27 protein-coding genes and 1 other RNA gene are annotated in these 25,332 nt (G+C 57.2%); 12 read left to right on the top strand and 16 right to left on the bottom strand.

Going from position 1 to position 25,332, the window contains the following annotated elements:
• The first annotated feature begins 328 nt into the window (after positions 1-328).
• Both AC0V6W_RS03470 and AC0V6W_RS03465 read left to right on the top strand, forming a co-directional pair.
• A complete protein-coding gene (locus AC0V6W_RS03470) occupies positions 329-2,935 on the top strand; it encodes a TonB-dependent receptor (RefSeq protein WP_486147183.1) in 2,607 nt (868 codons plus the stop codon).
• Positions 2,936-3,089: 154 nt separating this feature from the next.
• The gene (locus AC0V6W_RS03465) at positions 3,090-3,497 is read left to right on the top strand and encodes a DUF805 domain-containing protein (protein ID WP_486147181.1); all 408 of its coding nucleotides are present in this window, start codon (positions 3,090-3,092) and stop codon (positions 3,495-3,497) included.
• A gap of 69 nt (positions 3,498-3,566) precedes the next feature.
• Here AC0V6W_RS03465 and AC0V6W_RS03460 read toward each other — a convergent pair whose 3' ends face one another.
• Positions 3,567-6,104: an ABC transporter permease gene (locus tag AC0V6W_RS03460; protein WP_486147179.1), complete on the bottom strand. Its 2,538-nt coding sequence runs from the start codon at positions 6,102-6,104 to the stop codon at positions 3,567-3,569.
• On the bottom strand, positions 6,101-6,847 hold the full coding sequence (locus AC0V6W_RS03455; protein WP_486147177.1) for an ABC transporter ATP-binding protein: 747 nt from the start codon (positions 6,845-6,847) through the stop codon (positions 6,101-6,103). Before AC0V6W_RS03455 ends, AC0V6W_RS03460 begins: the two co-directional genes overlap by 4 nt.
• Before the next feature lie 63 nt (positions 6,848-6,910).
• Here AC0V6W_RS03455 and AC0V6W_RS03450 point away from each other — a divergent pair, with 63 nt between their 5' ends.
• On the top strand, positions 6,911-7,633 hold the full coding sequence (locus AC0V6W_RS03450) for an arylesterase (protein WP_486147175.1): 723 nt from the start codon (positions 6,911-6,913) through the stop codon (positions 7,631-7,633).
• Here AC0V6W_RS03450 and recF read toward each other — a convergent pair.
• Positions 7,630-8,730 carry a DNA replication/repair protein RecF gene (gene recF / locus AC0V6W_RS03445; protein WP_486147173.1) on the bottom strand — a complete coding sequence of 367 codons (1,101 nt, stop codon included), beginning with the start codon at positions 8,728-8,730 and terminating at the stop codon, positions 7,630-7,632. The genes AC0V6W_RS03450 and recF overlap by 4 nt on opposite strands.
• 244 nt (positions 8,731-8,974) lie before the next feature.
• On the opposite strand from recF, the gene AC0V6W_RS03440 reads away from it, so the two are divergent.
• The 4 genes from AC0V6W_RS03440 to AC0V6W_RS03425 are packed head-to-tail and all read left to right on the top strand — an operon-like array spanning position 8,975 to position 9,626.
• Positions 8,975-9,088 carry an enoyl-CoA hydratase gene (locus AC0V6W_RS03440; RefSeq protein WP_486147171.1) on the top strand — a complete coding sequence of 38 codons (114 nt, stop codon included), beginning with the start codon at positions 8,975-8,977 and terminating at the stop codon, positions 9,086-9,088.
• A gap of 34 nt (positions 9,089-9,122) precedes the next feature.
• Positions 9,123-9,236 (top strand): enoyl-CoA hydratase, encoded by a 114-nt coding sequence (locus AC0V6W_RS03435; protein WP_486147169.1) that lies wholly within the window; start codon positions 9,123-9,125, stop codon positions 9,234-9,236.
• Positions 9,237-9,276: 40 nt separating this feature from the next.
• Entirely contained in the window at positions 9,277-9,423 is a 147-nt protein-coding gene (locus AC0V6W_RS03430; protein ID WP_486147167.1) for a hypothetical protein, read from the top strand.
• On the top strand, positions 9,420-9,626 hold the full coding sequence (locus tag AC0V6W_RS03425; protein WP_486147164.1) for a PspC domain-containing protein: 207 nt from the start codon (positions 9,420-9,422) through the stop codon (positions 9,624-9,626). Before AC0V6W_RS03430 ends, AC0V6W_RS03425 begins: the two co-directional genes overlap by 4 nt.
• A gap of 116 nt (positions 9,627-9,742) precedes the next feature.
• Here the strand turns inward: AC0V6W_RS03425 and AC0V6W_RS03420 are convergent, their stop codons facing one another.
• From AC0V6W_RS03420 to AC0V6W_RS03395, 6 genes are read right to left on the bottom strand one after another with little or no spacing between them, the layout of a single operon-like run.
• Positions 9,743-10,525 carry an SDR family oxidoreductase gene (locus AC0V6W_RS03420; protein WP_486147162.1) on the bottom strand — a complete coding sequence of 261 codons (783 nt, stop codon included), beginning with the start codon at positions 10,523-10,525 and terminating at the stop codon, positions 9,743-9,745.
• Between the two features lie 20 nt (positions 10,526-10,545).
• Positions 10,546-11,112 (bottom strand): NUDIX hydrolase, encoded by a 567-nt coding sequence (locus AC0V6W_RS03415; RefSeq protein ID WP_486147160.1) that lies wholly within the window; start codon positions 11,110-11,112, stop codon positions 10,546-10,548.
• 25 nt (positions 11,113-11,137) lie between these two features.
• Entirely contained in the window at positions 11,138-11,812 is a 675-nt protein-coding gene (locus tag AC0V6W_RS03410) for a TPM domain-containing protein (protein ID WP_486147158.1), read from the bottom strand.
• A gap of 3 nt (positions 11,813-11,815) precedes the next feature.
• Positions 11,816-12,703: a TPM domain-containing protein gene (locus AC0V6W_RS03405; protein WP_486147156.1), complete on the bottom strand. Its 888-nt coding sequence runs from the start codon at positions 12,701-12,703 to the stop codon at positions 11,816-11,818.
• Positions 12,700-13,215, bottom strand: coding sequence for a TPM domain-containing protein (locus AC0V6W_RS03400; protein ID WP_486147154.1), 516 nt, complete (start codon positions 13,213-13,215; stop codon positions 12,700-12,702). Before AC0V6W_RS03400 ends, AC0V6W_RS03405 begins: the two co-directional genes overlap by 4 nt.
• A gap of 6 nt (positions 13,216-13,221) precedes the next feature.
• A complete protein-coding gene (locus tag AC0V6W_RS03395) occupies positions 13,222-13,824 on the bottom strand; it encodes a LemA family protein (RefSeq protein WP_486147152.1) in 603 nt (200 codons plus the stop codon).
• 163 nt (positions 13,825-13,987) lie between these two features.
• Between AC0V6W_RS03395 and mscL the strand changes: the two genes are divergently transcribed.
• The 4 genes from mscL (at position 13,988) to AC0V6W_RS03375 (ending at position 15,981) form a co-directional block, all read left to right on the top strand.
• On the top strand, positions 13,988-14,413 hold the full coding sequence (gene mscL / locus AC0V6W_RS03390; RefSeq protein ID WP_486147150.1) for a large conductance mechanosensitive channel protein MscL: 426 nt from the start codon (positions 13,988-13,990) through the stop codon (positions 14,411-14,413).
• Positions 14,414-14,446: 33 nt separating this feature from the next.
• Positions 14,447-14,791: a transfer-messenger RNA gene (ssrA, locus tag AC0V6W_RS03385) on the top strand.
• 162 nt (positions 14,792-14,953) lie between these two features.
• Positions 14,954-15,631 carry a hypothetical protein gene (locus AC0V6W_RS03380; RefSeq protein ID WP_486147148.1) on the top strand — a complete coding sequence of 226 codons (678 nt, stop codon included), beginning with the start codon at positions 14,954-14,956 and terminating at the stop codon, positions 15,629-15,631.
• Between the two features lie 29 nt (positions 15,632-15,660).
• Positions 15,661-15,981: an NUDIX domain-containing protein gene (locus tag AC0V6W_RS03375; RefSeq protein WP_486147146.1), complete on the top strand. Its 321-nt coding sequence runs from the start codon at positions 15,661-15,663 to the stop codon at positions 15,979-15,981.
• 96 nt (positions 15,982-16,077) lie between these two features.
• Here AC0V6W_RS03375 and AC0V6W_RS03370 read toward each other — a convergent pair whose 3' ends face one another.
• From AC0V6W_RS03370 to AC0V6W_RS03355, 4 genes are all read right to left on the bottom strand, one after another.
• The gene (locus tag AC0V6W_RS03370; protein WP_486151453.1) at positions 16,078-16,332 is read right to left on the bottom strand and encodes a hypothetical protein; all 255 of its coding nucleotides are present in this window, start codon (positions 16,330-16,332) and stop codon (positions 16,078-16,080) included.
• Positions 16,333-16,458: 126 nt separating this feature from the next.
• Positions 16,459-17,709 carry an N-succinylarginine dihydrolase gene (locus AC0V6W_RS03365; protein WP_486147144.1) on the bottom strand — a complete coding sequence of 417 codons (1,251 nt, stop codon included), beginning with the start codon at positions 17,707-17,709 and terminating at the stop codon, positions 16,459-16,461.
• On the bottom strand, positions 17,706-18,722 hold the full coding sequence (locus tag AC0V6W_RS03360; protein ID WP_486147142.1) for an arginine N-succinyltransferase: 1,017 nt from the start codon (positions 18,720-18,722) through the stop codon (positions 17,706-17,708). Before AC0V6W_RS03360 ends, AC0V6W_RS03365 begins: the two co-directional genes overlap by 4 nt.
• Complete coding sequence (locus AC0V6W_RS03355; protein WP_486147140.1) at positions 18,719-19,924, bottom strand: hydrolase; 1,206 nt, start codon at positions 19,922-19,924, stop codon at positions 18,719-18,721. Before AC0V6W_RS03355 ends, AC0V6W_RS03360 begins: the two co-directional genes overlap by 4 nt.
• 127 nt (positions 19,925-20,051) lie before the next feature.
• Between AC0V6W_RS03355 and AC0V6W_RS03350 the strand changes: the two genes are divergently transcribed.
• The gene (locus tag AC0V6W_RS03350) at positions 20,052-22,160 is read left to right on the top strand and encodes a malate synthase G (protein ID WP_486147138.1); all 2,109 of its coding nucleotides are present in this window, start codon (positions 20,052-20,054) and stop codon (positions 22,158-22,160) included.
• 9 nt (positions 22,161-22,169) lie between these two features.
• On the opposite strand, the gene rsmA is transcribed toward AC0V6W_RS03350, so the two are convergent.
• Genes rsmA through AC0V6W_RS03335 form a run of 3 tightly spaced genes read right to left on the bottom strand, consistent with a single transcriptional unit; the run spans position 22,170 to position 25,301 of the window.
• The gene (gene rsmA / locus AC0V6W_RS03345; RefSeq protein WP_486151451.1) at positions 22,170-22,997 is read right to left on the bottom strand and encodes a 16S rRNA (adenine(1518)-N(6)/adenine(1519)-N(6))-dimethyltransferase RsmA; all 828 of its coding nucleotides are present in this window, start codon (positions 22,995-22,997) and stop codon (positions 22,170-22,172) included.
• Positions 22,990-24,021, bottom strand: a complete 1,032-nt coding sequence (gene pdxA / locus AC0V6W_RS03340; RefSeq protein WP_486147136.1) for a 4-hydroxythreonine-4-phosphate dehydrogenase PdxA — start codon at positions 24,019-24,021, stop codon at positions 22,990-22,992. The genes rsmA and pdxA overlap by 8 nt, the downstream gene beginning before the upstream one ends.
• A 2-nt stretch (positions 24,022-24,023) precedes the next feature.
• Positions 24,024-25,301: a peptidylprolyl isomerase gene (locus AC0V6W_RS03335; RefSeq protein WP_486147134.1), complete on the bottom strand. Its 1,278-nt coding sequence runs from the start codon at positions 25,299-25,301 to the stop codon at positions 24,024-24,026.
• Positions 25,302-25,332: the final 31 nt, after the last annotated feature.

The following is a 25,332-nucleotide window of genomic DNA, read 5'->3' as shown; positions in this document are numbered from 1 at the left end:
GGGGCGCTGATTGATGGTGCGCTGCAAAATATGCCGCGCGCCTAGCGCAGGGCGGCTTTGCTCGCAAGCATCACGTCATTTGCACCCACCGAAAGCTTGGAGGAACGCCAAATTGGGCCGGACCCGCCGAAACAGTAGCGTAAAGCTTCGAATTCGCGCGTTTCAGGGTGTGATAGACTTGCAACATCACGCGACTTTGCCTTGTAAAGCCGCCGGTTTCGCGCTTGTTACATTTGTAACACTTGCCTATTAGATCTCGCAATCCATCCGGGGAAAACAGCATCTGGGGATGCACTCGGATTTTGTAGGATTGAGGAGAGGAGCTTCCATGCGTTCTATTTTCACCGGCTCTGCCGGGTCGTACCGTTTTGCCCTTTTGTCGGGTTCTGCCGCTCTTGCGATGCTAAGCCCGAGTGTGGCTTTTGCTCAGGATACCGACGCTGATGAGCCGGAGCTTGAAGCGCCGGAAAGCAGCAACGTCATCATTGTGACCGCATCAAAGCGTGAGCAGACGCTCCAAGAAACGCCGATTTCGGTTTCCGTGACCAGCGGTGAAACGCTGGAAAACGCGCAAATCCGCGATGTTCTCGATCTTCAAACGGTCACCCCGTCGCTGCGAGTAAGCCAGCTGCAAACCTCGTCAGCATCTACCTTTATCATTCGCGGCTTTGGTAACGGTGATAACAATTTCGGCATCGAACCTTCGGTTGGTGTGTTTATTGACGGCGTATTCCGTTCGCGCTCTGCGGCTGCTTTGGGCGATCTTCCCAATGTGCAGCGCATCGAAGTGCTGAATGGTCCGCAATCAACTTTGTTCGGCAAAAACGCATCGGCTGGTGTGATCTCGGTCGTGACGCGTGAGCCGCAGTTTGATTTTGGCGGCAATGTCGAAGCTGTTTACGGCAACTTCAACACGGTCGTTCTGAAAGGTGACATCACTGGCCCGCTCACGGATAACATCGCCTTTTCGGTCGATGGAAACTACCAGCGCCGCGATGGTTACTCCACGATCGTCAACCTTGATGAAGAGCAAAACAACCGCGATCGCTGGGGCGTGCGCGGTCAGCTTTTGATTGAGCCTACACCCGATTTTAAGATCCGCGCGATTGTCGACTACTCTGAAATTGATGAGGTATGCTGCCAGGTCGGCACGCTTGTTTCTGGCCCTGTAACCGGCGCGATCAACGCGGTGGGCGGCCAAATCGGCACACCTGAAGAATTCTTCAATCGCGAAGCTTTTCTGAACTTTGTGCCCACCAACCAGGTGGAAAACTACGGCGCGTCGGTTCAGATGGATTATCAGGCTGGTCCGATTTCGATCACTTCAATCACCGCCTATCGCGAACTGCGCAACTTCTTCCTGTCGGACATCGATTACACCAGCGCGTCGCTTGCAACCGAAACGCGCGATCAGGCGGTCGACACGTTCACGCAGGAATTCCGGATCACATCGGATTTTGATGGCCCCATCAACTTCCTTCTTGGCGGCTACTACTTCGATGAGACGATCACGCAGGACAGCGCAATCCAGAATGGCGAAGACATTCGCGATGTGTTCGAATTGCTGGCTGGCGGTAACCCTGCGGACGTTCTGAGCGGTGCGCCCAGCGTCTTTAACGGTGTCGAGGCAGGCCTTGGTCTGCCGCAGGAGAGTATTTTTCTCACTCCTCTGCTGAGCCAAGAAACATTCAGCATGGAAAACACGTCCTACTCAATCTTTGGTACGGTAGATTTTGAGCCGGTTGACGGGCTCGTGTTTACTGGCGGATTTAACTACACGGACGATTCAAAAGACTTCGCTTTGGCACAGCTCAGCCCTGATCCACTGGGCCAGGTCAATCTGGTTGATGCCTTTATCGTTGGCGCAACCATGGGCGGGGTTACAACGCGTGACCAATTCCAGGCATTGCCTCAGGCAAACCAGGATGCTTTGCTGGCCGCAGCGCTTGATCCAGCGATCAACCCGCTGATCGGTCTGCAGGGCTTTCAGTTTCAGCCGCCTTTCCTGACCATTCCCAACGCTGTTGAAGATGGGCGGACACGCGATGATGAGCTGACATATCTTCTGCGCGCATCCTATCAGGTGTCCAACGAAGTCAATGTCTACGCCAGCTATGCCACAGGCTTCAAAGCAAGCTCGGTGAACCTGTCGCGTGACAGCCGCCCTTCCAGCGCCGATTTTGTCGCAGGGCCGGGCGGGTCGACTTTTGCAGCACCATCATCGCCAATTCTTGATGCAGGGCTGGCCATTCCCAACCTGTCCTCTGGTTCTCGCTTTGCAGGGCCTGAAGAGGCAGAGGTTTATGAAATCGGCCTGAAAGCGCAGTGGGAAGGGGTTGGCTTTAACCTCGCGCTGTTCGATCAGACGATTGAAGGCTTCCAAAGTCTCGCCTTTACCGGCACAGGCTTTGCGCTGCAAAATGCGGGTCAGCAATCGGTTTCGGGTTTTGAGTTCGATACCACGATCATTCCGACAGATGGCTTGGTGCTGACCTTTGCGCTCACCTATCTTGATCCGCTGTTTGATGATTTCCCCGGAAGCGTTCTGGGCGATCTGACAGGGGTTACGCCTGCTGGTATCCCTGAAATCGCGATTGCGACAAGCGCGACTTACACGCATGAATGGGACAGCGGCACGCAATTGATTACGCGCGTTGACTACAACCATGAAAGCAACACGCCGATCAATAACGGCCTGCCAACCTTTAACGCTGGCCTGGGCAACACCCAGATCTTCAGCCGCGAAGTTAATCTGGTGAACACATCCATGACGCTGAAGCTGAACAATGGTTTTGAAGTGGGTGCGTTTGCACGCAACCTGCTGGACGATCAGTTTATCACGACCGTGTTTGATGGCGTTGCACAGGCAGGCACCGTGTCGGGTTACCCGAACCAGCCGCGCACTTATGGCGGCGTTGTGCGCTTCCGGTTCTGATCTGGACGTATAACTACCAGCTGATTCAGGAAGGCTCCGTGCAGCGATGCACGGGGCCTTTTTGTGTGCCTGGCGAGGATTGTTCGCTATTGGGCCTTGTAATGCGCGCAATGCTGTGGTGGCTTAGAGGCAACTCACAAAGGGGGAGATTCTCATGGGTTGGATGATTATGCCGCTGCAGCGGTACTTTGATTTTCAAGGCCGCTCGCGGCGAACCGAATATTGGATGTTTGTTTTGTTTCAGACGATTGTGTTAGTCGTCCTCGGCGGCTTAGCTGCAATGCTCGGCGCGTTTAACGACAGCGGCGGGAGCACATTGGGCTCAGTGGTTCTGGGTATTTTGGTGCTGGTTTATCTTGGCGCTTTTTTCATTCCCTCAATCTCGTGCCAGGTTCGCAGGTTCCACGATCAGGATAAGTCGGGCTGGTTTATTCTGCTTGGTTTTATCCCTTATTTGGGCGGCCTGATTATGCTTGTCTTTATGTGCATTGAAGGAACTAAAGGTCCAAACCGCTTTGGCCCTGATCCCAAAAATCCATACGATGAAGATGTGTTCGCCTGATCTTTCGATCTAGGTTTGATACACGAAGGGGCGGGGGCAGTGATGCTTCCGCCCTTTGTGCATGCGGCGCTAAAGCTCGCGCAATGCCTGCGCTGGTTTTGCTCGCAGGAGCGGTAGTGATCCGCCTATTGCGAATGCCAGAACCATGGCGAGGCCAAGCCCGAGCACGCCCAGCACTTCGCCCCAATCCGGCAGCCAGTCAAATTCGAACATCTGCGTGATAACAACCCAGCCGAGCGCGGAACCAAGGCCAAGCGCAACCAGAGCAAGCAGCACTGCGAGCAGACCATATTCCGCCAGCTGCAGCGTCAATATCTGCCGCCGGCTCGCACCCAGAACGCGCAGGACCACGGTATCGTAAGTGCGCGCCGCCCGCGCTGCGGCAATCGCGCCCATCAACACAGCAAGCCCCGCGAGCACAGCAACCGACGCCGCTGCAAGCGTCGCCAGGCCCACCTGGCGCAGCAGATTGCGTGCTTCGACCAACACCTCGCCCACTTCGATCACCGAGGTTGAGGGAAGCGCCTGCACCAATTCGCGCAGCAATTCGCCTTTGCTGGCCGTGTCGGCATTTTCGGGCAGCATGATGGTGGCGGAAAGCTTGTGCGGCACATCGGAAATGGCGTTGGCGCTGAACACCATCGTGAAATTGAACCCCATGCTTTCCCAGTCAATCTCGCGGATATTGGCGATGCGCACATCGCGCTCTGTCCCAAGGATGCCGATGGTGAGCATATCACCCACATCCAGATCCACCGCATCGGCGAATTGCTGGTCTATGGAAACCAGCGGTTCGCCTGAATGCCCTTCATCCCACCATTCGCCCTCGCTCAAGGTGTTGCCGACAGGCAGAGTATCGCCATAAGTCACGCCGCGTTCGCCATTGAGCATCCATGCCCCTTCGGGCAATTCGTCAAGATCAGCGACGCGCGTCATCGCATCGGCTGGCCCATAGGCAAGCACGGCGGCGCGCAGTGTGGGCACGGTGCGAATGGTGCTTTCAGAAAAACGCGACCCGACGATCTCGGAAAAGCGTTCTTCCTCCTCAAGCGGCACATCAAGCACGAAATAATCGGGCGCTTCTTGCGGCACGCGGCTTTCGATATTGCCGTCAATCGCGGTTTGAATGGCGGCCAAAAGGACAAATGCGGCAAGCCCAAAGCCAAGCGCTGTGACCAGCGATCCGGTCGGCGCACCGGGACGGTGGATATTGGCAAGCGCGCTGCGTAAAATCGGATTGGCAGGGCGCGGCAATTTGCGCGCGAGATACTGAATGCCAAAACCAAGCCCCGCGAGAAGCGCCAGAGCGCCGCCTGCACCGGCAAGGAAGCTCGCAGAAAGGATCGGTTGCTTGGTCGTCGCAATGGCAAGCGCACAGATCGCGCCAATCCCCATTGCGGTCGCCAGCAAAGCGCGCCGATCACGCGCCAGCGGCACAATGCGCGAGCGCATGAGCGCCATTGCTGGGAACGACCGCGCGCGCAATAATGGGGCAGCGGCAAAGGCAAAAGCCACCAGCACACCATAGGCACCTGCGAGCAGCAGAGGTGCAGGCTCAACCACAAATCCGCTTTCGACTGGCAGCAAACCTTGCAAAGCGGTGCTGAGCAGCGGGGTGACAAGCACGCCGGCGGCGAGCCCCAACGCGCTGCCGACCAATGCGGCCACGCCGATTTGCAAAGCGTAAATGCGCACAATATCGCGCGAAGATGCGCCAAGCACTTTCAAAGTGGCAATGCTGGCGCGGCGCTGATCGAGATAAGAGGACACCCCGCCTGCAATCCCGATCCCAGCAATCACCAAAGCGGCCAGTCCGACTAGAGTGAGAAAATCGCTCATCTGGCGCACAAATCGGTCTGCGCCGGGCGATGCGCGGTCACGGGTGCGAAAATCAAACCCGGCATTGGGAAACGCCTGTTCCAGCGCCTCCCGCACATCGTCGGGGTCGCTTGCAGCTTTGTCAAATGCGACGCGGTACTTGCTTTGATAAAGCGATCCGGGTGCGAGCAATCCGGCATTGCCGGGCACGCTTTCTGCCACAATCACGCTGGGGCCAAGCTGGAAACCTTCGGACAGGCGATCAGGCTCTTCCTCGATCACGCCCGATGCGACCAGCGTGCTGGTGCCAATCGTGAAACTGTCGCCGACGGCCAGATCAAGCCGGTCCAGCACGCCTTGCGCGACCCAGGCGGCATTTCCAGTGGGTGCGCCAACCTTACGCCCGTCAGCCAAAGTCAGCGTGCCAAACATCGGCCATTTGTCATCGACCGCTTTCAGTTCAACCGGCGCTGCGCCATCTTCCGCGCTCGCCATGGCTTGCAGGCGAGTGCCGCCTGATACGGTGCCGTACTCAGCCAAAGCGGCTTTTTCCGCCGAATCCAGATCGCGCTGCCAGACTTCGACCTCGATGTCTCCGCCAAGGATAGTCTGGCCGCTCGACTGAAGTTCTCGCTCAATCGAGGCGGTAAGCGTACCAATCGCCGCAAGCGCGCCGGTGCCAAGAAAAATGCACACGACCAGAAGCCGCAGCCCCTTAAAACGCGCATTGAGATCGCGCCGGGCTATGCGCCATGCTTTTGCCCATGAAAGGCCCGCCGTGGCGCTCACTCAGCTGCCTCGTGCGCTGCGTTTGTTTTGGTGCGTTCATCCGATACGATCACGCCGTCGGCCATGGTCAGCACACGTTCGCATTTTTCAGCAAGGCTGCGATCATGCGTGATGATAAGCAAAGTCGCGCCTGTTTCAGCGCGGCGCGCAAACAGCAGTTCGACAATCTCCTCGCCCGTTGTGACGTCCAGATTGCCGGTGGGTTCATCGGCGAAAATCAGGCTGGGGCGGGGCGCGGTGGCGCGGGCGATGGCGACGCGCTGTTGTTCGCCACCTGATAGCTGCGTGGGATAATGTTCGATCCGGTGGCCAAGCCCGACGGCTTTAAGCTCAGCAACCGCGCGCGGCGTAGCGTCTTCGCTGCCGTAAAGTTCCATCGGGGTCGCGACATTTTCTGTCGCTGTCATAGTGGGCAGCAAGTGAAAGGCCTGAAGCACAATCCCGATCCGTCCGCGCCGCGCACGCGCAAGGCCATCCTCGTCCAATCGGGTGAAATCTTCACCAGCCACATTCAGCGTGCCGCCTGATGCGCGTTCCAACCCTGACAGCACGGCCATAAGCGAGCTTTTGCCTGATCCAGAAGGGCCCAACAGAGCCACAACCTCGCCATGCGCAATGTCGAGATCGATCCCGCGCAGGATGTCCACCGGCGCGTCCGCGCTGCCGAGAGTTAATGTCAGGCCGCGCGCATGGATCGCGAATTCGGCATCAGAACGGGCGAGGGTGCTTGAAGGATTTGTCACAAAGACCAGATGGGTTAGGAAAGGTCTTGAAACAAGACCGGATAGGAAGGTTGGTAGACTGCAATGGCGTTTTGGCAGAAACGATTGAGCATGGGCTTTGGTTTCGCAGGGCTGTTGTTGCTTGCTGCATGTGGCGGGGAAACTGCCACGGCTCCCGCGGATGAGGCAGAAACGCTTGAAACCGCTGAATTGCCTGAAATCCCGGTTATGGGGCCAGAGCAGCACATCCTTGCCTTTGGTGACAGTCTGTTTGCGGGCTACGGGCTTGAGCCTGAGCAAAGCTATCCCGCAAAGCTGGAAAACGCGCTGCGACGCCGGGGGATCAATGCGGTTATCGCCAATGCGGGCGTATCGGGCGACACCAGCGCAGCAGGGCTGGAAAGGCTCGAATTCACGCTCGACAGTCAGGAGGAAAAGCCTGACCTGTTCATTCTGGAATTGGGCGGCAATGATCTTTTGCGCGGCCTATCGCCTGCCGAAACACGCGCCAATTTTGATGCAATGATGAACGAGCTTGCGGCCCGCGACATTCCCGTGCTGCTCATGGGAATGCGCGCGCCGCCCAATTATGGCCCGGAATATCAGGCCGAGTTTGACGCCATTTACGCCGATGTGGCGCAGGAATATGGGGCGGCGCTTATCCCTTTCTGGCTGAATGATATTTACGAGGATGCTAGCCTGTTCCAACGCGACCGTATCCATCCGACAGAAGAGGGGATTGAGGCATTAGTGACATCGACTTTGGACGAAGTCGCCGCCGCCTTGCCTGAAGCCGAGGACAGCTAAAGCCGTTCCAGCGCCCCGCCTGCCACTCGCCAAATCGCCGCTTCGTCTTTGATCGCGTCGAACGGCGCCATTTCGGTTCCTGTCATCCAGATCTGCGCTTTGCCTTGCCGCAGGCGTGCGAACAGCGCCGCGCGGCGCACCGGATCGAGATGCGCTGCCACTTCATCAAGCAGCAAAATGCTGGGCCGACCCGACGATGCCAAGACACCGTGAGCCAGAGTGATCGCAATCAGCATCGCTTTTTGTTCACCGGTTGAACACGATGCGGCGGCTTGCCCTGATGAGGCCATCACCACTTCGAGCTCGTCGCGGTGGGGCCCGGTCAAAGCGCGGCCAGCGGCGCGATCGCGCGGGCGGGCCCGGGCGAGCTCTGCGAGCAAATCTGCTGCATCCATAGGCCCGCCGGCACGGTAATGCAGAACGGGCCGCGCAAACGGTTCGGGCGGCAGCGCGGACAGTTCATCACCCAGCATCGCTACCAACCGAGCGCGTGCCGCTGTGACAAGCGCGCCATGCTGCGCGACTTGCGCCTCGATAGCATCAAGCCAGCGGGTATCGGTTCTCTCCTCCAACAAGCGATTGCGTTCGCGCAAGGCTGCCTCAAGGCTGGAGATCGCCTTTGCATGTCCCGGCTCAATCGCCAGTGCCATTCGGTCCATAAATCGCCGCCGCGCGCCTGCGCTGTCAGTGAACAGGCCGTCCATCGCCGGGGTCAGCCACGATACCGCATGCCACTCGGACAAGGCGCTGGCGCTCGCATCGGCGCCGTTGATCCGCACAAGGCGGCGATTGGGTTTGTCGGGCGTAGTGTAAGTGCCGATCCTTGCTGAGGTCTGCCCCTGTTCCACCAGGCTTGCCCCGATAGAAAAGTGGGAGACGGCTTCTCGGCCGCCATCCCTATCGCCGCGTTGCCTGGCAAAATCTCCAATACTCGCCCGCCGCAAACCCCGGCCCGGACTGAGCAGCGAAAGCGCTTCGAGGACATTGGTTTTGCCTGCGCCATTTTCGCCGACAAGCAAATTGAAATGCGCAGTGTCATCCAGCTGGCTCGCCGCGTGATTGCGGAAGTTTTCAAGAGTGATTTTCTGCAAAGCCATAGCGCGCCTCTCGGTTAGCACGGCGCGGCAATTTGGCCAGCGGGCGCGAGATGCGAATCCCCAATCCCAATAGGTGGGAAAAATTCCCAACCTTTCGGATTCATGAACAATCTGTCAGTCTCGTAACAGGATGTAAACCGCAGAATTCTGCGGTTTTTCGAGTTTGGCACGGCTCCTGCAGAGTGTTGGGTGTCCCAAGCAAACAGCAACGGGGCATCAGATAACTTAGACAGGAGATCACGAAATGTACGCTGCCAACTCTTCCAACCGCTTCGTTAATGCCGCTCTTTCAGTGGTCATCTCGGCCAGCTTCTTTGCTTACGCCATCATCCCCGCCAGCCCGGCCCTGATGGCCTGAACCCATTTTCAAACACCCCAATCGGAGACAATTTATGTTTAGCAATGACACCGGATTTCGCCTCGCCTCTGCCGCTTTGTCAGTGATCGTTTCAGCCTCGTTCTTTGCCTATGCGATCATCCCTGCAAGCCCGGCTTTGATGGCCTGAGCTAACCTCACTCACCCTCGCACTTAAGGAAATCAAACCCATGTATTCGTTTTTTAATTTCACCACTGAGGCAGGCGCAAAGATCGCCGCTTTGGGAAGCGCGGTGCTCTTGTCAGCCGTGTTCATGGCAACAGCAATTGTGCCCGCCAGCCCCGCCAACCCGTTTTTCACAGGAGTGATGGCATGAGCAATCTAACTCCCAACAACAATCGTGGCGGCGGCCTTCGCCTTGATAAGCCCAATGGCAAGATTATGGGTGTGTGTTCTGGCATTGCCAATGCAACGGACGTCGACACCGCGATCATCCGGGTCGGCTTTGTCCTTGGCGCATTGGTGAGCTTTGGAACCGCCGCGCTGATTTATCTCGCCATCGGTCTGATCGCTGATTGACGGGCGCGGCATCCAAAAGCTGACCCCGGTTAGCGGGCCAGCCGCGTCCGACACATTCAAACAACCGGGAAGGGGCCATCAGGGCCCCTTTTTCGTGGTTCGCATGCGTTTCGAACCTACATCGCCGATATGCCGCCATCCAGTTTGATTTCTGCGCCGGTCATAAACCGGCTTTCATCGCTTGCGAGATAAACGACCGCGTTGGCGATATCATTGGGTTCGCCCACAAATTTGAGCGGAATTTGGCGAGCGAGTTTTTCAAGCAGCACATTCTTATCGAGCTGCGCTGCCTTGGCTGTGCCATCAAGGATCGGCGTATCGACAAAGGTCGGATGCACCGAATTGCAGCGGATCTGCATGTTCATTTTCGCACAATGCAGCGCAATGGATTTGGACAGCATCCACACGCTCGCTTTGGAAGCATTGTAAGCGGGCATTGTGTCGCTGGCGATCAGGCCTGCAATGCTGGAAATGTTCACAATGGAGCCCGGCGCATGTTCGCGCATCAGGGGTAGGGCCTTTTGACAGCCGTGAAAGATTGAGTTGACGTTGATGTCAAAGCAGCGGTTCCAGTCCTCGAACGTGCAGGTTTCGATATTGCCTGCAACACCGATGCCGGCATTGTTGACGAGCACATTGAGCCCGCCCAAATGCTCGCGCGCGGCATCCACTGCGGCTTCCCATGCGGCGGGATCGGTGACGTCATGGGCAATGCCAAACGCGGTGCCATCGCCCATTTCGGCATTTATGATCGCGGCGGTTTCTGCGGCGCCCTCGCCATTGATATCGGTCGCAAGAACCCGCGCGCCTTCTTGCGCCAGGCGAATGCAATGTGCGCGGCCCAACCCCTGCGCGCCGCCTGTTACGAGTGCGAGTTTGCCTTTACAGCGTTCAGTCATTGGCCGTGTTCTCCCAAAATTCAGCAATTCAGATAATTCAAAAACAGCGCGATGCGCACATCAACACCGTGCCCGGCTTTGCGCCATTCGGCCACAAATCGTGCAACATCGGTCAACGCGATGCGATGCACGACGATGTTCTCATCTTCCAACCCGCCGCCTTCACTGACTTTTGAAAGGTTCGTGGCGCGCAGCAAGGTAAAGCACTCCGACACCATCCCGGGCGAGGAATAAAACTCGTCCAGCACCTCAATGGAGCCTGCACGGTATCCAGTTTCCTCCTCCAGCTCGCGCGCGGCGGCGGATAAAGCCTCTTCGCCCTCATGCCCCTCGGTATCGCCGACAAGGCCTGCGGGCACTTCCAGGCAAAATTTGGAAAGCGGTACCCGGTATTGGCTCACCAGAATGACATGGCGTGTGCCATCGTCATCTTCGTCAATTGCAAGAATGGCGGCGGCGCGAATGCCGCGCGCACGTCCGACATACTCCCACCGGCCGCGCGTTTTGGCGGTGATGAATTTGCCTTCCCACCGGGTTTCCTCCGGCAAGTCAGCATCGCGGTCGCGGATCATTTGGGTGTTGTCCATGGGCGCCTTTCGTTTGAACGCGGCCCTATACCTCGATTAGGCGATCGGGAAGCTCGTTTTCGTCATCTTCCTCGCGCGGGAAATGCTGCGACAAGACAAAGCCGACATCGCGCACGCCCACGGCCATGCCTTGCGCAATCCGCCCAGCGCGAATTTCATCGAGCATTTCCGCCATCGCCTCACCCCACACTTCGGCTGGGACCAATGCGGCAATGGGTTCATCTGCGATAATCTCGGCCCGATGTTCGCGCATGGACAGGTAGATAAGCACGCCGGTTCGGCCATGGGTGCGCCGTTCTGCGCCGACTTTGAAATGCTTGATCGCCTGCGCATGCACACGCATCGTTTTGGCAGGGGCAGGGATGAGCGCGAATTTGAGCGGCTGCCACATTTGCACAGCCCAAGTGATGGCAAAGGTGATCAGGCCCAGCGCAATCGTCATGCTGGCAATTTCGCCCGTGCTCCAATCATGCGCCCAGCCGCCCCACAATCCATCATAAAAACCGAGGAAAGGCTGAGGAAAGGCTGCAAACACGCTCATCGCGGTAAAAGCGAGCGCTGCGGCCCACAGCAAGGCGACATCGGTGTAGCCATCCGAGCGGTCAGCAAGAACAGTCAGGATTTCTCCCGAAGTACCCAGCTCCGCTTCGCCCACGGCATCGGAGACGATCTTGTGTTCAGCCTCATTCAAATAGGCCATGCGCTACCATCCCCCCGAGGCGCCGCCGCCCCCGAATGATCCGCCACCACCAGAGAAACCGCCGCCTCCGCCAAAGCCGCCTCCGCCGCCCCAGCTGCCGCCGCGACCGCCGCCCATCGCGCCGCGAACGACTGCGCTGCCCACTTCCCAAAGGATAATGTCGCGCGCTGTTCGGCCCCAGCCATCATCATCGTCATCCCAATCATCATCGTCATCATCGCGTCTTTTGCCCCATGGCCCCTTGCGGCGTTTTCTGTATTTGCGCCGCCGCTTGCCACCGCGCATCATGGGCAGGATGATGAAAAAGAACATGAAGCCCAACCAGATGAGTGCGCCAACCGGAACTCCGCCAGAACTTTCGCGCGATTGCTGCGAGGCGCTGGCTTCCTGAGCAATGCGCGCTGCCTCGTCCGGGGCAAGCTGCAATTGGGCGATGATGGCATTGGCGCCCGCCGCGATACCGCCGGGGTAGTCATCACTGCGGAAGCGCGGGAGGATCTCGTTTTGAATGATAAGCGAGGACACCGCATCAGTCAGCGTCCCTTCAAGACCATAGCCTGCCTCAATTCGCACGCGGCGTTCTGATGGTGCGACCAGCAGGATCGCGCCATCATTGCGGTCAGCATCACCAATCCCCCATTCGCGGCCCAATTGATAGGTGAAAGTCTGCTCGTCATAGCCCTGCAAATCGGGCACAGTTACAACCACCAATTGACGCTGCGTCTGGGTTTCAAGCGCTTCAAGCCGAGCGGTCAGCTGCGCCTCGAGATCAGCCGGGATGATATCCGCATTATCAACCACGCGTCCGGTGAGCGGCGGGAAATCCTGCGCGGCAAGGGGCGCTGCGATGAGCGCAAATAGCGCAGCAAAGAGCAAAGCGATCCGTTTCACGCGGCTTCTCTCAAACCGGCGGGTGTAATCTCTGTGATCAACAGATCGACCCCTTCATCAATCCCGGTTTCGTAATTACCCCCGCGAAAAGCTGGCAAAATACCGTCTTGAATAATCAGAGCTGCTTCTTCGTCTTTGATCGAAGCTTCCAATCCCTTTCCCACTTCGATGCGCACGCGTCTTTCATTGGGGGCTACCAGCAAAAGCACGCCATCGTTTCGCTCTGCGCTGCCAACGCCCCAATCTCTCGCCAGTTCGAGCGAGTAGTGTTCGATTGTATGGCCTCTTAGATCAGGCGTTGTCGCGACAACCATTTGCACGAGCGTCTCTTTCTCCAATTGTTCAAGCTTATCGCTCAGCTTGTCTTCGAATTCGGGAGACAAGATGCGCGCTTCATCAACAACGCGCCCTGACAGCGTGAGCGCAGGTATTTCTCGCCCGCTTTCCGAATTGCCAGCAGCGCAAGCGGTCAGTGCTAACGCTGAAAACAGGGCAAAGATGGGAGCGTGCACGCGGCGTTAGTCTGATGTCAAATCAAGCTCCGGCGCCTCTTCCGCGCCTTCAGTCGTCGCTGTGTAGGGCGCAAGCGGCTCTGCGCCGTGGATGACATTTGCGCCAATTGTATCGGGGAAAGTGCGGATGGTGGTGTTATACTTGCGCACCGCCTCGTTATAGTCGCGCAACGCGACCGCAATCCGGTTTTCGGTACCCTCAAGCTGGCTTTGCAGCGTGATGTATCCCTGCGTTGACGTGATCTGCGGATAGGCTTCAAAGCTGGCGAGAAGACGGCCAATGCCCTGGCTCATTTGCGCTTGCGCTGCGGCATATTCCTCCATTTTCGCCTCATCGCCCAGATCATCAGCCGATACCTGAACGCTGGTCGCCTTGGCGCGCGCTTCGGTCACTTCGGTGAGGATGTTGCGCTCATTTTCCGCAGCACCTTTGGCAACTTCTGCGAGGTTGGGAATAAGGTTTGCCCGCCGTTGAAACTGCGCTTCGACATCGGCCCATTTCGCTTTCGCTTCTTCCTCGGCCGCGGGGACAGAGTTGATCCCGCAGGCGGCCAAAGTGAGTGAGACGGCGGCGATCACGGCGCCGCGTGCGAATGTGCGCAAATTCATGGTGTTTCCTCCAAATGGCGCGCCAGCATTCGGCACTGCCTGTAAATTCCTGTATTGTGGATATAGCACACCGCCGCGCCCTTTCAAGCGCGCTAGAAGCTTGGTAAGGGGACGTCACCGCGCAACAATTGCGCGAGCACGGGTATGCAATACGGGGATCACTATGCTTACAGAATTCAAGGATTTTATTGCCAAGGGCAATGTCATGGAACTGGCCGTCGCGGTTATCATCGCGGGCGCTTTTGCGGTTATCGTGGCTTCGCTGACAGACGATATGATTATGCCGATTGTGGGCATGATTTTTGGCGATGTGGACTTTTCCAGTAAATACACCGTGCTTTCGGGTGCGGAATTGATCGAGCCTGGCATGAGCCTTGAAGCGGCGCGCGAAGCGGGCGCGAATGTGCTGGCATGGGGCGCATTTGTCACTTCGATCATCAACTTTATCATCCTCGCTTTCATCATCTTTATGCTGGTGCGTTATGCGACGAAAATTCAGGAACGCTATGAAAAGCCTGCAGAAGAAGAGGATGCAGGCCCGACCGAAATCGAGCTGCTGACCGAAATTCGCGATGCGCTGAAAAAGTAACTGGTTCGGGCGAAACTGCCCGGTGCACGGGTTTCACTTCACATTAAGCGGGCAGGGCCTATATAGGTCCTGCCCGCTTTTTTGTGGGCTATGGCGATAAAGTGCAGCGTTCAATAGGCACAACGGACCCGGGGGCAGTACCCGGCGTCTCCACCATAACTCCCGTTTTGCGGGGTTTTTGACGGGGGCGAACTAGGATCGACGTGGGCTGAAAAGCGATGTTTTTGCCCGGGCTGAAAACCCCGTAAAACTGTTCAAAACCTATAAGTGCAAACGATAACGAAGCACTCGCAGTTGCAGCGTAATGTGACGGCCTAACGGCCTGAATTTACAAAGCTAAAGCGCGGTTGGACCCACCGGGCAACAGAAGCGGATTCCGGGCGTCCGGGGAGAACGTAGCAACAGGATCTCCCCACCAGTTTATAGGAGTGTGCTTTGCGTTTTTCACCGAAACGGCTTCTCTTTAGCGCCCTTGCGCCATGCAGCATTCTCCCATTTTCGAGCGTACACGCTGAAAGCTATGATGCTTATCTAGCCCGCTTGAATGATATCTGTTCTGTCGATTGCCTCCAGCCGCGCGATTTTCAGCGCAAAGCGCGCAAACTGGGTGCGAAGAATAAGCGTGATATGGCCGTCATTATGGATGTAGCCTATGTCACGCGCGACGGCCCAACATACCAGCTGCACAATCTGGACCGTGAAAGCTCCTACTTTGAAGATTTGCAGCTGTTGGGATCAGCCGGGGTCAACACTTCCAGCCGCAATGGTATTGGTGGATTGCCTCGCGGACGGTCTAATCCCACGCATCCTGATTTGATTATCATCGAATTGGACGAGGCGACAGCGCGCGAATTGCTGAATGCTTCATTGCCCCAAGCGCCAGAATCTGAATATCAGCAAGCGTCTGCAATAGCATCAACAGCTGTCAAAGATGGGCCTATCATCGTTGAAGGCGATTTGGGTGAGAAGCAGGCCAAGCCTTCGACGATCGACTTTCGCTCTTTGATGCGCGGCCGCAGAATTGTTGTTCGCGGGAAAACTCGTCTGCAAGCCGTTTGGTTAGGGGCAAGGCTGGACCAGCGGCGCAAGCAAGTGACGCTTGTGCTGGATAATGCTGATGATCTGGTGCTGCTGCCGCGCTATGATGATGACGGCAAACCGCTACAAGAAGATTTGGCGAGACTTTTGACTGCCGACCGCGGCCCGCGAGGCGAATGATGGATTTGCTTTCAAGCGGACGAAGCTAGATGAATTTCTCCGGCTCAAAGATCGTTTTGCATACCCACGAAAAGCTTGTCGCCTACCTTCGCGACGACAAACCCGACATTCCGTTCCCTGGCAAATGGGATTTGCCCGGCGGAGGTCGAGAAGGAAGCGAATGTCCGACAGAATGTGCATTACGAGAAGTGAAAGAGGAGCTTGGTCTTACTTTAGCGTCTGGGCGGGTCGTTTGGTCCAAATGCTACCCCGGCGCGAGCCATAACTCACTCGACAGCTATTTTCTTGCATTGCCACTTAATGTCTACGAAATTGATCGTATCCGGTTTGGGGATGAAGGACAGCGCTGACAGATGATGGATCTGCAAGAATATTTGCACCATCCAAACGGCATTAGTTTTCTGCAAAAGCGATTAGGCGATTATCTGGCTGCAGGGCGCTAAGACTTAGTCTTTCTGTACAATTAGATTCGCCTTAAGCTGCGCCAGCTCTTTTTGTGCTTTTAGCCCATCCAAGATCGCTGCGCCGCCCAAAAACACGGCTCCGCTGGCAGCCCAGAACAGCAATTGCCCACCAATTCCTGGATATTCGGTAAGGTAGCTCGCCCCGCGGTTCATCGCGCCCAATGCAAGCGCAAAGATAATCACAAAGGCTTCGAACCTATTCTTGATTACGAACAGCCTTGAGATTTTGCGTAGCATAATGTCTCCGTTAGCATTTAAAACAGCAAAGCCCATGCCAAGCGCGCAAATGCGCGGGGCCGAGTGGTTAACAACTTTACAAGTGTAAACCCAGGCGACGCCCGCGCGCAACCGGGTTAACCTTGATTAAGCAAGGCTGTGCAGATCGAGCGCTTCCAGGAGCGCCGCGCGTGCGGCAATAACGGACTTTGCCAGCGCCTCGGAACCCAAGTCGGCAGGGTCGATCTGTTCGGGCCAGGTCGCCGCGATGACGGCTTCGATCTGATCAGCCTTTGCCTCGTCCAGCAGAAAGCGCGGATCAACCGCCGCAGGATCGCACACCACGCGCAAGCGCAGACAGGCCGGCCCGCCGCCATTGGCCATGGATTGGCGGACATCGACAGGAATGACATCGCGAATGGGGCCGTTGGTTGCCAGCATGCTTTCGCACCACGCCCAAACGCTGGCGCTTTCGCGGCATTCTTCGGGCACAATCAAGGCCATCGATCCATCGGGCAAAGTGAGCAATTGCGCGTTGAACAGATACGTCTTGATGGCCTCTTTCAGACTGACAGCGGCGCTGGGAACTTCGACCACTTCCAAGGCCGGAAAAGCAGCGCGCATGGCGTCATAAGCGCCTGATTGATCGGCAAACGCTTCGGCATGGGTGAACAGCACCCGTTCATTGGCAACCGCGACCACATCATTGTGAAACGCGCCGGCTTCGATTGCTGCGGGGTTTTGCTCGATGAAGACACACCGCGCAGGATCAAGCCCGTGTGCGCGCGCAACAAGGCGGCTGGCCTGCTCGTGTTGGCGCGCGGGAAAAGCGCCGCCGGGCCGGCCATAGACGAACACTTCCACGCCTTTGCTGGCGTGTCCTTCGCAAAGGCGCATATGGTTTGCCGCGCCTTCATCGCCAAAGCTGGGCGGTGCTGCATCGTGGACCTCGAAATGATCGGCATTGCCAAACGCAATGTCCAATTGCCTCTTGGTTTCGGGCCATTCCTGAGCGCGGTGAAGCATAGTGACAAGATTGGCTGGGGTCAGATGGCACTTCCCATCGCGCGTGTCAGGCGCGGGCGAAACTGTGGCGGCGTTGGCCGTCCACATGCTTGAGGCTGACCAAGGCGCTGCGTGCAATTGTGGCGGGGCCGTATCATCGAGAGCTAGACTGGATTGCAGGGCGCTGTTGGGACGAGGCAGCGGCAGGAGAAATCCTTGCACGCCCAGACGGTCCAAATTTCCGCGCATTTTTGCGACACCCTGAAGCGCGGCGGCGCGGGGGTAGGACGGATCGCCCTTGTGGTTCGCACTTGCCAGATTGCCGAGGCTGAGGCCTGCGTAATTGTGGCTGGGCCCGACAATCCCGTCGAAATTGATCTCCATGACGCTCATCGAGCCACACTCCACACAGTATCGCCTTTGCTGACATCGAGAATATCGGCGGACTGCGCATCAATCGCGACGCCGCCATCACCATCCAATGTGCGGGCACCGTAGCAGGCTCTGAAATCGGCCAATTTGCCGGTTGCCAAGATAGCGCGTTCTCCCTCGCTTGCATCCATAGAAGTGAGGGTCGCCGAAACGCTGTTCTTGACGCTTGTCACATCGTCCGTGCGCGCGATCATGCTCGGCCCGCCATCAAAAATATCGACATAGCCTTCATAGCGAAACCCTTCGTTCTCGAGCATCCGCATCGCGGCGCGTCCGGTGGGGTGGGGGACGCCGATAACGCTGCGGGCATCATCGCTTAGCATCGCGACATATACGGGATGTTTGGGCATCAGGTCAGCGATAAATTGGTTGCCATTGATGGCATTGAAGTAATCCGCTTCCTGAAAATTCATCCCGAAAAAGCGCCCGGCAACCCCGTCCCAAAAAGGTGACCCGCCGCGTTCATCTATAATGCCGCGCAGTTCTGCGAGGATTTTGTCAGCAAAGCGTTTGCGGTGCATCGCGACAAACAAATAGCGCGACCGGGCAAGCAGCAGGCCCAGACCCCCGGCACGCTCATTGGGGTGAAGGAACAACCCGCCCACTTCGCTCGATCCCTCAAGATCGGTCGTCAGGCTGAGCAATTCAGCGCGCACCGTTCGGTCCAGTTCCTGGCTGTATTGGGTGAGCGTGTTGAGCCTGTAGGAATAAAACGGCCATTGCTGTCCCACCATCGCCATCAACTGACAGGTGCCGCGCACAACCCCTGTTTCGCGGTTTTCCAGCACGAGCACAAATTGCTCATCGGCAAGGCTGTCTTCCTCGCGCGCAAATGCGTTTGCAGCGCGTTCCAGCTTTTCGCCCAAAGCTTTTCGATCGGCAGGCAGATTGGTGAAGCCGCCGCCTGTCAGCTTTGCCATTTCGTAAAGGTGCTCAAGATCACCCGGTTGGGCTGCGCGCAGACGAAAGCTCATATCTGGTCCCCTTCAAGCGCCCCTAGCGCCAATTTTTCTATCACGCGCGCCGACAAAGCTGCACGTTCGGCAAGGCTGGGCACGATCATAAATTCTTGCGGGGAATGGATGGCGCCCCCACGCACGCCCATCGTGTCCACCACGGGCACTCCGCAAGCGGCGATATTGTTGCCATCGCACACACCGCCTGTTGATTTCCACTTGATGTCTTGTCCCAATTCGGCCCCGCATTCCTTGACGAGATCGAACAGGCGCTGGGCCTGTGCATCGACGGGTTTGGGCGGGCGAGTGACGCCGCCGTGCCGGGCAATGGCTACATCATGCTCCGTTTCAATAGCGGCGATGAGGCTATTCAAATCGCTGTCAAACCCTTCCATTGCCGAGGTGCTTTTGGGGCGGATATTGAAACGCAAAACGGCATGGTCGGGCACGACATTGTTGGGTCCGCCCCCTTCGAGTTTTGCCGGGTTTATAGTGATATCATCGCGCTCCATCTTTTTCAGCCTCACAATCATCTCGGCTGCTGCGACCAAGGCGTTGCGCCCGTCTTGCGGATTGCGGCCTGCATGGGCGGATTGGCCAGTAAACGTGATTGCATAATTGCCCGTGCCCCCGCGTGCATGAGCCAAAGTGCCATCTGGCAGGGCTGCCGGTTCATAAGTGAGCGCAGCCAGCTTGCCGCGCGCCATATCGGCAATCAGCGCTGAACTGGCGAGTGATCCAGTCTCTTCGTCCGAGTTGATCAACACATCATAGCCCAGCGATTGTGAGGCGCTGCTATTCTCGAACGCCATCAGCGCGTGCAAGATCACCGCGATCCCGCCTTTCATATCGGCAACGCCGGGACCGTTAAGCGTCTCATCATCGAGCCATTTTTGATCCTGAAACGCATGATCCTTGGGGAAAACCGTATCCATATGGCCAGTAAGGATGATCCGCCGATTGGCGCCCGGGCGAACGCGCAGCACCAGATGTTTGCCATTTTGCTTGGCAAATTCGCTGCCATCGCTTGCAATTGCGGTGACGGGGGCGGGCTCTACCAGCTCCACTTCGCCCGGAAGCATGGCAAAGGCATCGGTGAGAGCCTCAGCCTGGCGGGCCAGCCCTTCAATATGCCCGCTGCCCGTGTTGATCGCGCTCCATTGCTGGACCTGATCCAGCATTGCGCCTGCGTTAAAATCTTTTGCTGTCATGATTGTCATACGACCACCCGTCTAGCCGCGAGACAGCTTTGATCCAACCCATTGCATCGAATCAAAGCCTGTCTCATAGCGCGGCCAAGCTTTCTCCTCCCCAGGCTCTTTAATTTTGGACTGTATGAGGACCCCTATGACCAATATGATTTCGCGCGGCGGCCTTTCTGTTGACGAACGGCTCGCGGCTTTTCTGGATACTGAGGTTCTTGGACCGCTTGGCCGGGATAAGGATGCCTTCTGGCAAGGTTTTGGCGCGCTGGTTGCCCAGTTTGCACCGCGCAATGCTCAATTGCTTGCCAAGCGCGAAACTCTCCAGGCGCAGATCGATGATTGGCACATTGCAAGGGCTGGAAAACCGCATGATGCGGCCGAATATCAGGCTTTTCTGGGGGAGATAGGCTATCTGGTGCCAGAGCCTGAGGATTTTCAGATCGGTACGCAAAATGTCGATGCCGAGATTGCCTTGATGGCTGGCCCGCAATTGGTGGTGCCGATCCTGAATGCGCGTTTTCTGCTTAACGCAGCCAATGCGCGCTGGGGCAGTTTATACGATGCATTTTATGGCACCGATGCGCTGGATGCTCCGCCGGCAAAGCCCGGCGGCTATGACACCGCACGCGGCAACGCTGTAATCGCGCGCGGGCGGCAATTCCTTGATGAGGCATTGCCTCTGGTCGATCAGAGCTGGGCTGATCTGGCGAATGAGAATGATGGCAAACTGCGTGATGAAAGCCAGTATGTCGGCAAGACTGCCAAGGGCTTAATGTTCAAGAACAACGGACTGCATCTCGAAGTGGTTTTCGACCGTGACCATCCCGTTGGCAAAGACGACAAAGCGGGCATTGCTGACATCATCGTAGAATCCGCGCTCACAACGATTGCCGATTGCGAAGATTCGGTCGCCGCTGTCGATGCAGAGGATAAACTGCTCGCTTACACCAATTGGCTCGGCATTATTCGCGGTGATCTGCAGGAAAGCTTTGAAAAAGGCGGAAAGAGGCTCACTCGCCAATTGAACGGAGACAAGGCCTATACTGATCGCGATGGCGCCCCGCACAGCCTCACAGGCCGCAGCGTGATGTTTGTGCGTAATGTCGGGCATTTGATGACCAATCCTGCAATCCTGCTGGCAGATGGTTCGGAAATCCCCGAAGGCATCATGGATGCGGTTTTCACCTCGGCGATCAGCACTCTCGACGTCGAAGGCCATGCCAAATACGGCAATTCCAACCCCAAAAGTGGTCAGCGCTCGATCTATATCGTGAAGCCCAAAATGCACGGGCCCGAAGAATGTGCGTTCACCAATGATCTGTTCGACGCGGTCGAAGATCTGCTCACCCTTCCTCGTCATACGATCAAAGTCGGCGTGATGGATGAAGAGCGCCGCACAAGCGCCAACCTTGCCGCTTGCATTCATGCCGTTCGCGACCGGATTGTGTTTATCAACACTGGCTTTCTTGATCGCACGGGCGATGAGATACACACCTCTATGCGGGCTGGCCCCATGATGCGCAAAGGCGCGATGAAGGGATCAGACTGGCTTGGCGCATATGAAGCGCGCAATGTCGCTATCGGTTTGGCGCATGGCCTGTCGGGCACCGCACAAATCGGCAAAGGCATGTGGGCCGCGCCCGATTTGATGGGCGATATGATGGAGCAGAAAATCGGCCATTTGCGCGCTGGGGCCAACACCGCATGGGTGCCGTCGCCAACGGCTGCGACTTTGCATGCATTGCACTATCACGCTGAAAATGTATTTGATATTCAGTCCACTCTGCCCGAACCCGCAAGCCTTGATGCTCTTTTGACTATACCTCTGGCTGAAAACACCAATTGGCCCGAGGATGAACTGCGCGATGAGCTGGATAACAATGCGCAAGGGCTGCTCGGATATGTTGTGCGCTGGATTGATGCCGGGGTTGGTTGTTCCAAGGTGCCGGATATCAACGATGTCGGCCTGATGGAGGACCGCGCGACCTTGCGGATATCCTCGCAACATATGGCCAATTGGTTGCTGCACGGTATCGTCACCGAAGCGCAAGTGATGGATGCACTCACGCGGATGGCGGCGAAGGTCGATGCGCAAAATGCAGGCGATCCGACCTATATCCCGCTGATTGGGAATGAAGACGGCCCTGCATTCAGCGCGGCCAAGGATCTGATTTTCAAGGGGGTGGAGCAGCCATCGGGCTATACCGAGCCGCTTTTGCACCAATGGCGGCAGGTCAAAAAGGCAGGTTAAAAAGGCGGGCTAAACCGGCCCAAGCTTGCGCGCCAATTCGACAAATTCGGCAACGCTGACCGTTTCAGCGCGCCGGGTTTCGTCAATGCCAAGCTGCGCCATCGCATCTAGCGCTCCTGTCACCCCTTTCAGGCTTTGCCGCAGCATTTTTCGGCGCTGGCCGAATGCTGCCTGGGTCAGCCGCTCGAGCACTTTGGCTGAAACGCCTGAGGGCGCACCGGACGGGGTTACATGCACAATCGCGCTCATGACCTTGGGCGGCGGGGTAAAGGCGCTGCGATGCACTTTCATTGCAAGCGCGGCTTTCGCGCGCCACTGGGCCAGCACGGCAAGACGGCCATAGGCAGACGTATCGGGATGAGAGGTGATCCGCTGGGCAACCTCCTGCTGAAACATTAGCGTGAGCGAAAGCCATTGCGGCGGCCAGCTGTCTTCGCCCAGCCAATTCACGAACAGGGCCGTGCCCACATTATAGGGCAGGTTCGACGCAATATGGAACGGCTCTCCCTCCATGACGGCGCCATGATCGAGCGCCATCGCATCGCCTTCAATCACACTGAGCTGGCCGGGAAAGGTATCACCCAATTCCGCCAAAGCGGGCAGGCAGCGCGCATCCATTTCTATGGCCGTAACCCGCGCGCCCGCCCGCAATAAAGCGCGCGTCAGACCGCCCGGACCCGGGCCGATTTCCAGCACCCGTTTGCCGCTAAGATCGCCTGGAATCGCAGCGATCCGGTCAAGCAATTGCTCATCAAGCAGAAAATTCTGGCCCAGCTTTCTCGAGGCGGACAGGCCGTGGCGCTTGATGACCTCTCGAATAGGCGGCAGATCATCCACGCGCGGTGAGGCCTGATCGTGCCGCAGCGCAGGCATCAGCCATACAAATTGCGGCCACCATGGCACTGGGATCAGCTTTACCCGTGCCCGCAATGTCAAACGCGGTACCGTGATCGGGAGATGTTCGCACAATCGGCAGGCCCAGCGTCACATTGACGCCTTCATCAAAATCGAGCGCTTTCACAGGGATTAATGCCTGATCGTGATACATGCAAAGCGCCGCATCATAGGTTTCGCGCGCGCGCGCAGTAAACAGCGCATCGCCGGGGACAGGGCCGGTGACATCCAGCCCGTCTGCTTTCAATGCGTCAATTGCGGGCGTGATGATGCGCACTTCCTCATCGCCAAACTGGCCGCTTTCGCCTGCATGGGGGTTCAGCCCTGCTATTGCGAGCCGGGGTTTTTCAATCGCAAAATCGCGCTGCAAAGCGGCGGCGACCACACGGGCTTTGTGGATGATCAATTCGGGTGATAGCAAAGTGGGCACTTCGGCCAAAGCAACATGCACGGTCAGCGGCACCGCTTTCAGCTGCGGACCTGCCAGCATCATCACCGCATCGAGGTACGGTTTACCGCAAGCCTCTGCGAGAAATTCGGTCTGCCCCGGACACGCAAACCCTACCGACATCAATTGCGCCTTGGCCACAGGCGCGGTCACTATCCCGGATGCGAGGCCTGAGAGCGCAAATTTGGTCGCATAGGTTAGCGATGCCAGCGCCACCTTCGCGCCGCCCGACACAGGTTTTCCGGGAGTATAGGGCGCATCCAATCCCGCCATCACTGGCAAACCAGCATGGATCGCCATGGGCGCTTCGGCTGGTTCTGCAATCGGCACAATTGGGCAATCGAGACCAACCTGCCTTGCCGCATCGCGCAGCACTTCGACCCCGCCAACCACGAAGAGCGCAGGGCAGGGCGCACCTGCTCCTTTCGCCTTCAAGCGCAAATACGCGCCAAGAATAATCTCTGGCCCGATCCCCGCCGGATCACCCAGAGTAATCGCAAGCGGGGGTGTGCCAGTCATACTCAGTTGTATTCGATATACGCATCATTGCGAAGATCACGCAGATAACGCTGCGCGCGCTTGTTGATGCGCTCTTCTTCGATCTGGTTCATCACCGTTTGGAACGTCGGCCCGCTGTTATCTTGCGGATCATCGCGCCCGCACAGCATCAAGACACGCACACCTTCTTCGGGGCTGCCAAAGGCCGGAGTGGTCTGTCCGACTTGCAAGCCCAGAATGATGGCGCGCAATTGTTCAGGCAATCCGCCCGCCTTGATCTGGTCATTGGTGACAACGGTCGCGCCAATGGCCTCGCGCGCGCTGTCCGCATCGGCACATCCGCGTAAGGATTGGACAAAGGTGGAAAACTGGCTGATTTTGGCCTCGGCATCGGCTTGCGTGATGCCCGGTTCAAGATCGATTGAGATTTGTTTGAGGCTAAGCAGCGCATCATTGGGATTGGCCATCAGAACCTGCCGCTTGTTGCGCAGATACAGGATTGAGAAACCGCCGGGGATCTCAATCGGCCCGTTTAATTGGCCCGGCTGCATATTTTGCGCAGCATTGGCGAGCGATGCTGGTAGCAAACCAAGCCGTACCCAGCCCAGATCACCACCGACTGCGGCGGTAGACGCTTCGGAGAATTGCCGGGCATAAGCGACAAAGCTGCCCCCTTGCTGCAATTGCTGCATGATCTGCGTCATGTTTTGCAGCACCGCTTCGCGATTTTCGCGCGTTGCGTTCATGTAGATTTCGCCGAGGTGATATTCATCGGTGCCGCGCGATTCTTCGAGCCGTTTGAGATATTCCTCAACCTCTTCCTGGCTGACATTCACAAACGGCGTGACATTGCGGCGCAGCAGGTTTTCCCAAGCGATCTCGCCTTCGATCTGGCGTTTGAGCGCGTTAGCGGAAGACCCGATTGAGCTCAGATATTCAGCCATTTTCTCAGGTTCTGCGCCAAAGTTTTGCGCCGCAAGTTGGTCATAAGTTTGATTGACCTCTGCACGCTCCACTCGCATCTCAAGCGCTTCTGCAGCCTGAATTTTGAGCGTTTCATCAATCAGATTGCGCAAAACTTGCAGGCGGAGGCGCGCCATTTCCTGTTCAGACACCTGATTTTGCGCAGCCGAAGTGACGAGCGCGACGCGCTGTTCAATATCGGTTCCGGTGATGACATATCCGTTCACCACAGCGGTTGCGCTGCGCTGATTGGGGTTTTCCGTTTCGAATATCATCACATTTTCAGGAATGCCCAGCGGATTGTCCATCGTAGGCACGCCGGCTGTTTGCGCGGCCACCGGCGCTGGTGCGGCCGCAATGACTGCAAGG

This window comes from Erythrobacter sp. JB1-7 (assembly GCF_057365015.1).
The sequence above is the reverse complement of the archived record's forward strand: the minus strand, read 5'-3'. Positions and strand labels throughout refer to the sequence as shown.

Excerpts from the sequence above, each read along its gene's own strand:
- AC0V6W_RS03470 (WP_486147183.1), top strand. The coding sequence starts at position 329 with ATGCGTTCTATTTTCACCGGCTCTGCCGGGTCGTACCGTTTTGCCCTT.
- AC0V6W_RS03465 (WP_486147181.1), top strand. The coding sequence starts at position 3,090 with ATGGGTTGGATGATTATGCCGCTGCAGCGGTACTTTGATTTTCAAGGC.
- AC0V6W_RS03450 (WP_486147175.1), top strand. The coding sequence starts at position 6,911 with ATGGCGTTTTGGCAGAAACGATTGAGCATGGGCTTTGGTTTCGCAGGG.
- recF (WP_486147173.1), bottom strand. The coding sequence starts at position 8,730 with ATGGCTTTGCAGAAAATCACTCTTGAAAACTTCCGCAATCACGCGGCG.
- AC0V6W_RS03440 (WP_486147171.1), top strand. The coding sequence starts at position 8,975 with ATGTACGCTGCCAACTCTTCCAACCGCTTCGTTAATGCCGCTCTTTCA.
- AC0V6W_RS03435 (WP_486147169.1), top strand. The coding sequence starts at position 9,123 with ATGTTTAGCAATGACACCGGATTTCGCCTCGCCTCTGCCGCTTTGTCA.
- AC0V6W_RS03430 (WP_486147167.1), top strand. The coding sequence starts at position 9,277 with ATGTATTCGTTTTTTAATTTCACCACTGAGGCAGGCGCAAAGATCGCC.
- AC0V6W_RS03425 (WP_486147164.1), top strand. The coding sequence starts at position 9,420 with ATGAGCAATCTAACTCCCAACAACAATCGTGGCGGCGGCCTTCGCCTT.
- AC0V6W_RS03420 (WP_486147162.1), bottom strand. The coding sequence starts at position 10,525 with ATGACTGAACGCTGTAAAGGCAAACTCGCACTCGTAACAGGCGGCGCG.
- AC0V6W_RS03415 (WP_486147160.1), bottom strand. The coding sequence starts at position 11,112 with ATGGACAACACCCAAATGATCCGCGACCGCGATGCTGACTTGCCGGAG.
- AC0V6W_RS03410 (WP_486147158.1), bottom strand. The coding sequence starts at position 11,812 with ATGGCCTATTTGAATGAGGCTGAACACAAGATCGTCTCCGATGCCGTG.
- AC0V6W_RS03395 (WP_486147152.1), bottom strand. The coding sequence starts at position 13,824 with ATGAATTTGCGCACATTCGCACGCGGCGCCGTGATCGCCGCCGTCTCA.
- mscL (WP_486147150.1), top strand. The coding sequence starts at position 13,988 with ATGCTTACAGAATTCAAGGATTTTATTGCCAAGGGCAATGTCATGGAA.
- AC0V6W_RS03375 (WP_486147146.1), top strand. The coding sequence starts at position 15,661 with ATGAATTTCTCCGGCTCAAAGATCGTTTTGCATACCCACGAAAAGCTT.
- AC0V6W_RS03370 (WP_486151453.1), bottom strand. The coding sequence starts at position 16,332 with ATGCTACGCAAAATCTCAAGGCTGTTCGTAATCAAGAATAGGTTCGAA.
- AC0V6W_RS03365 (WP_486147144.1), bottom strand. The coding sequence starts at position 17,709 with ATGAGCGTCATGGAGATCAATTTCGACGGGATTGTCGGGCCCAGCCAC.
- AC0V6W_RS03360 (WP_486147142.1), bottom strand. The coding sequence starts at position 18,722 with ATGAGCTTTCGTCTGCGCGCAGCCCAACCGGGTGATCTTGAGCACCTT.
- AC0V6W_RS03355 (WP_486147140.1), bottom strand. The coding sequence starts at position 19,924 with ATGACAATCATGACAGCAAAAGATTTTAACGCAGGCGCAATGCTGGAT.
- AC0V6W_RS03350 (WP_486147138.1), top strand. The coding sequence starts at position 20,052 with ATGACCAATATGATTTCGCGCGGCGGCCTTTCTGTTGACGAACGGCTC.
- pdxA (WP_486147136.1), bottom strand. The coding sequence starts at position 24,021 with ATGACTGGCACACCCCCGCTTGCGATTACTCTGGGTGATCCGGCGGGG.